The 4376-nt window shown below is 73.2% G+C and carries 5 protein-coding genes; 4 read left to right on the top strand and 1 reads right to left on the bottom strand.

Features of this window, described 5'->3' with window-relative positions; all coding sequences use genetic code 11:
• Nucleotides 1-1406, bottom strand: a 1406-nt coding sequence (locus AC1DUQ_RS18410; protein ID WP_477074303.1) for an MFS transporter, incomplete at its 3' end; no start/stop codon positions are given.
• A 72-nt stretch (nt 1407-1478) separates the two neighbouring features.
• Between AC1DUQ_RS18410 and AC1DUQ_RS18405 the strand changes: the two genes are divergently transcribed.
• From AC1DUQ_RS18405 to AC1DUQ_RS18390, 4 genes are all read left to right on the top strand, one after another.
• Nucleotides 1479-2072 (top strand): TetR/AcrR family transcriptional regulator, encoded by a 594-nt coding sequence (locus tag AC1DUQ_RS18405; RefSeq protein WP_477062929.1) that lies wholly within the window; start codon nt 1479-1481, stop codon nt 2070-2072.
• Nucleotides 2069-3022, top strand: coding sequence for a tRNA pseudouridine(55) synthase TruB (gene truB / locus AC1DUQ_RS18400; protein WP_477062930.1), 954 nt, complete (start codon nt 2069-2071; stop codon nt 3020-3022). Before AC1DUQ_RS18405 ends, truB begins: the two co-directional genes overlap by 4 nt.
• Before the next feature lie 90 nt (nt 3023-3112).
• Nucleotides 3113-4171: a bifunctional riboflavin kinase/FAD synthetase gene (locus AC1DUQ_RS18395; protein WP_477062931.1), complete on the top strand. Its 1059-nt coding sequence runs from the start codon at nt 3113-3115 to the stop codon at nt 4169-4171.
• Between the two features lie 92 nt (nt 4172-4263).
• Nucleotides 4264-4376 (top strand): 30S ribosomal protein S15 (locus tag AC1DUQ_RS18390; protein WP_477074304.1); only part of this gene is annotated, 113 nt, incomplete at its 3' end.

The raw sequence follows: 4376 nt of genomic DNA, 5'->3' as shown, positions 1-4376 counted from the left end.
ATCCACAGGAGCACCATGAGGGCGCCGGCCGCGGTGACCGCGGCCGCCACCAGAGCGGCCGGCTGGAGTCCGGCGACGTAGCCGTCAGGGGAGAGGGTGCCGCCCGACGCGGTGAACACCGCGACCAGCGCGGCCACGCCCAGCGCCCCGCCGATCTCCCGGATCGTGGCGTTCACCGAGCTGGCGGTGCCGTGGTCGTCCGGCGCCATGTCGAAGAGGACGGCCGTGGCGCTCGGGGCGAAGGTGAGTCCCATGCCGATCCCCGCCAGGGCGAGCCCGGGCACCAGGTCGGCGTAGACGAGCCCGTCGGTGCTGACGATCAGACCCTGCCAGGCCAGTCCGGCGGCCTGGAGCGCGAGCCCCGCGGTGAGCAGCGGGCGGACTCCGATCCGGGGAGCCAGCATGCCGGCGATCGGCGCGAAGATCATGGGCGCAGCCGTCCAGGGCAGGGTCCGGATGCCGGCCTCCAGCGGCGTGAAGCCCATCCCGATCTGCAGGTACTGCGCGAGCAGGAAGACCAGCCCGAACACCCCGAACGAGAAGGCCAGCGCACTGCCGTTGGCCACCGCGAAGGACCGGACGCGGAACAGGTGCAGCGGGACGAGCGGGTGGTCGGTGCGCGACTCTCGCACAAGGAAACCACCGAGCAGGAGGACGCCGAGGACCAGGCCGCCGACCACCCGGGCGGAGCCCCAGCCGTCGTCGTTGCCGCGCACGATCGACCAGACCAGCGCGAGGATGCCGGACCCGGCCAGGACGAGGCCGGCCAGGTCGAGCGGCTGGCGTCGGCCGCGCGACTCGGGCAGCGCCCAGAGCACGAGCGGGATGGCCACCACCGCGACGGGGACGTTGATCCAGAAGATCGCCTCCCACGAGATGCCGTCCACGACCGCGCCGCCGATCACCGGGCCGAGCGCGACMCCGAGKCCGGACGTGGCTCCCCAGATCCCGATCGCCATGGCGCGGCGGGAGGCGGGCACGGCGSCGGCSAGCAGGGTGAGCGASAGCGGCATGATCGCGGCGGCGCCGGCCCCCTGCAGGGCGCGCGCGGCGATGAGCATCTCCGCGCTGGTGGACAGGGCGGACGCGATCGACGCGAGCGCGAAGACGGCGATCCCGGCCACGAACACCCGGCGGCGGCCCCAGCGGTCGCCGAGCGTGGAGGCCGCGATCATCAGGGTCGCGAAGCTGAGCGTGTAGGCGTTCACCATCCACTGCAGCTGCTCGAGCGAGGCCGAGAGCTCGGTGCGCAGGACAGGGAGCGCGGTCGTCATGACCAGGTTGTCGAGCGTGGCCATGAACATCGGGACGGAGGCCGCGATCAGGGCGATCGCGGTGCCCCGGCGGCGCCCGGAAGAGGGCGGCGCGACGGGTACCTGTGCGGGTGCCGGCATCGTGACGGTCACGGGAGCTCCTTGTTGGCATTGATTGATTACTAACAACGACGACCGTAGGCATCGGCTGATAACATGTCAACCATGTCTCTCGACCAGATCGCGGAGCTGGCGGCGAAGAAGCCTTCCCAGCGCATGTCCGGCGCCCAGCGGCGCGAGGAGATCCTCGTCGCGGCGCGCACGGTGTTCGCCGAGCGCGGCTACGCCGCGAGCACCGACGAGGTGGCACGCGCGGCGGGGGTGTCGCAGCCCTACGTCGTGCGGCTGTTCGGCACCAAGCGCGAGTTGTTCCTCGAGGCCTACAAGGTGGCCAGCGCGCAGATCGTCGAGGCCCTGACGGCCGTCCCCGCGGGGCCGGACGCGGCCATGCGGATGGGCGACGCCTACATCGGTCTGCTCGCGGACCGCGACCTGCTGCGGATGGTCATGCACGGCTTCATCGCCGGTGCGGACGAGGAGGTCGGGCGCGTGGCGCGGCACACCCTCGGTGAGGCGTTCCGGCTGTTCCAGGAGCGCTCGGGTGAGGACGAGCAGGCTGCCCGCCTGTTCGTCGCGCAGGGCATGCTCATCAACGTGCTGCTCGCCGTCGACGCGCCCGCGCACGCCGGCGAGGACGCCGGGCTGGACGCCCTGGTGCAGTGCGTCCAGGACGACATCGCCGACCGGCGCACCGCGTGACGCGGGGCGCGGCCGACCGACAGCCACGCGAGAGACGGCCCACCGCGGCGGACGGCGTCGTCGTCGTGGACAAGCCCGCCGACTGGACCAGCCACGACGTCGTCGCCCGCATGCGCCGGCTGGCGAGCACCCGCAAGGTCGGCCATGCCGGGACCCTGGACCCCATGGCGACGGGGGTGCTGGTCATCGGCATCGGCCGCGCGACCCGGCTGCTCACGTACATCGTGGGCGCGGACAAGGAGTACACGGCGACAGTCCGGCTCGGGGTGTCGACCACGACGGACGACGTCGAGGGGGAGACGCTCACGGTCGTCGACGCCTCCCACGTCACCGCGGCGGACGTCGAGGCGGCCGTCGCCGGCCTGACGGGAGCGATCCAGCAGGTGCCCAGCGCGGTGTCCGCGATCAAGGTCGACGGTCAGCGGGCCTACGCCCGGGTCCGGGCGGGCGAGGACGTCGAGCTCGCCGCGCGCCCGGTGACCGTGAGCCGGTTCGACGTGCACGAGGTGCGGCCGGGACGCACCGACGACGGCTCCCCGGTGCTGGACGTCGACGTCACGGTGGTGGTGTCGTCCGGCACCTACGTCCGCGCGCTCGCCCGCGACCTCGGCACCACGCTCGGGGTAGGGGGACACCTCACGGCGCTGCGCCGGACCCGCGTCGGCGGCTACGGCCTCGACGTCGCCCGGTCGCTGGACGACCTCGGGGCCCTGCCGATGGACGCACCCATCGACGTCGTGTCCCTCGCGGACTCCGCGCGGGCCACGTTCCCGGTCCGCGAGCTGACGGCCGACGAGGCCAGGGCTCTGTCGTACGGCCAGTCGATCGACGTCGCCGGGCCCCAGCCCGCGGCGACGGTGGCGGGCATCGCACCGGACGGAGAGCTGGTCGCACTGCTCGAGGAGCGCGGCGGCAAGGTGCGTCCGGCGCTGGTGTTCGCGCCCGCCTGACCGCCCGGTGGCGGGCGTGGGGTGGCGGGGATGGCAGGCTTGTCCGTCGGGCCCCGATCTCGGGACGGGGACGGACGACGAGGAGCAGGTGTGCAGGTCTGGAGGGAGCTGTCCGAGGTGCCCGCGGACTTCGGTCCGTCGGTGGTCACGATCGGCAACTTCGACGGTGTCCACCGGGGGCACGTGAGCGTGCTGCGCCGGATGTGCGCCGACGCGCGCGCCGCGGGCGCCCAGGCGGTCGCGGTGACGTTCAGCCCGCACCCGCAGCAGGTGCACCGGCCCGATACCGCTCCGCCGCTGCTCACCGGTGACGCGGACCGCCTCGAGCTGCTGGAGCAGACCGGGCTCGACGCCGTCCTGCTGCTCGAGTACACGCTCGAGTTCGCCCGGCAGACGCCCGAGGAGTTCGTGCGGCGCTATCTGGTGGACATCCTGCACGCGCAGACGGTGGTGGTCGGGCGGGACGTGCGGTTCGGCCGCGACAACTCCGGCGACCTGTCCACGATGGTCGGTCTCGGGCGCCAGCACGGGTTCGACGTCGAGGTGATCGAGGACGTGACGCCCGCCCAGTCGGCGGACCCGGGGAGCGCCGAGGACCGCGCGGCGGACCCGCTGCGGCGTCGCTGGTCGTCGACCTGGGTGCGCGAGCTGCTCGACGCAGGAGACGTGGTCCAGGCCGCCCGCGTGCTGGGGCGGCCGCACCGCGTGCGCGGCGTCGTCGTGCACGGCGACGCCCGCGGCCGCGACCTCGGCTTCCCGACGGCGAACCTCAGCCAGGACGCCGAGGGCATGGTGCCCGCCGACGGCGTCTACGCGGGCTGGCTGCGCCGCGTGCTCCGCGCCGACGGCGCCGTCGTGGACGCCGCGGACCCGGACCGCGTGCTCCCGGCGGCCGTGTCCATCGGCACCAACCCCACGTTCGACGGCGTGCAGCGTCGCGTCGAGGCATACGTGCTGGACCGCACCGACCTCGAGCTCTACGACGAGGTGGTGGTGCTCGAGCTGGTCGAGCGGCTCCGGCCGACGCTGCGCTTCGAGTCGATCGACGAGCTGCTCGTGCAGATGGGGGACGACGTCACGCAGGTGCGGCGGATCCTCGACGGGGCCGGCGTCACGCCGCCCGATGCAGGGAGCGCGCCCGCAGCCTGATAGTCTGTGTGCGCCGTACGAACGGCCGCGGAACGAGAGAGCCCGGGTGGACATGCCCCGGCGCACCGCGCAACGAGACAACCTGGAGAACCGTGCCGCTCGAAAGTGCCGTCAAGCAGTCCATCATGACCGAACACGCCACCCACGAGGGTGACACCGGATCCCCCGAGGTCCAGATCGCGATGCTCACGCAGCGCATCAAGGA

Source organism: Cellulomonas sp. P4_B5_2 (assembly GCF_056402235.1).
This window is presented reverse-complemented; position numbering and strand designations above follow the sequence as displayed.

What these genes read in the sequence shown, in the direction of transcription:
- AC1DUQ_RS18405 (WP_477062929.1), top strand. Translation starts at nt 1,479, where the DNA reads ATGTCTCTCGACCAGATCGCGGAGCTGGCGGCGAAGAAGCCTTCCCAG.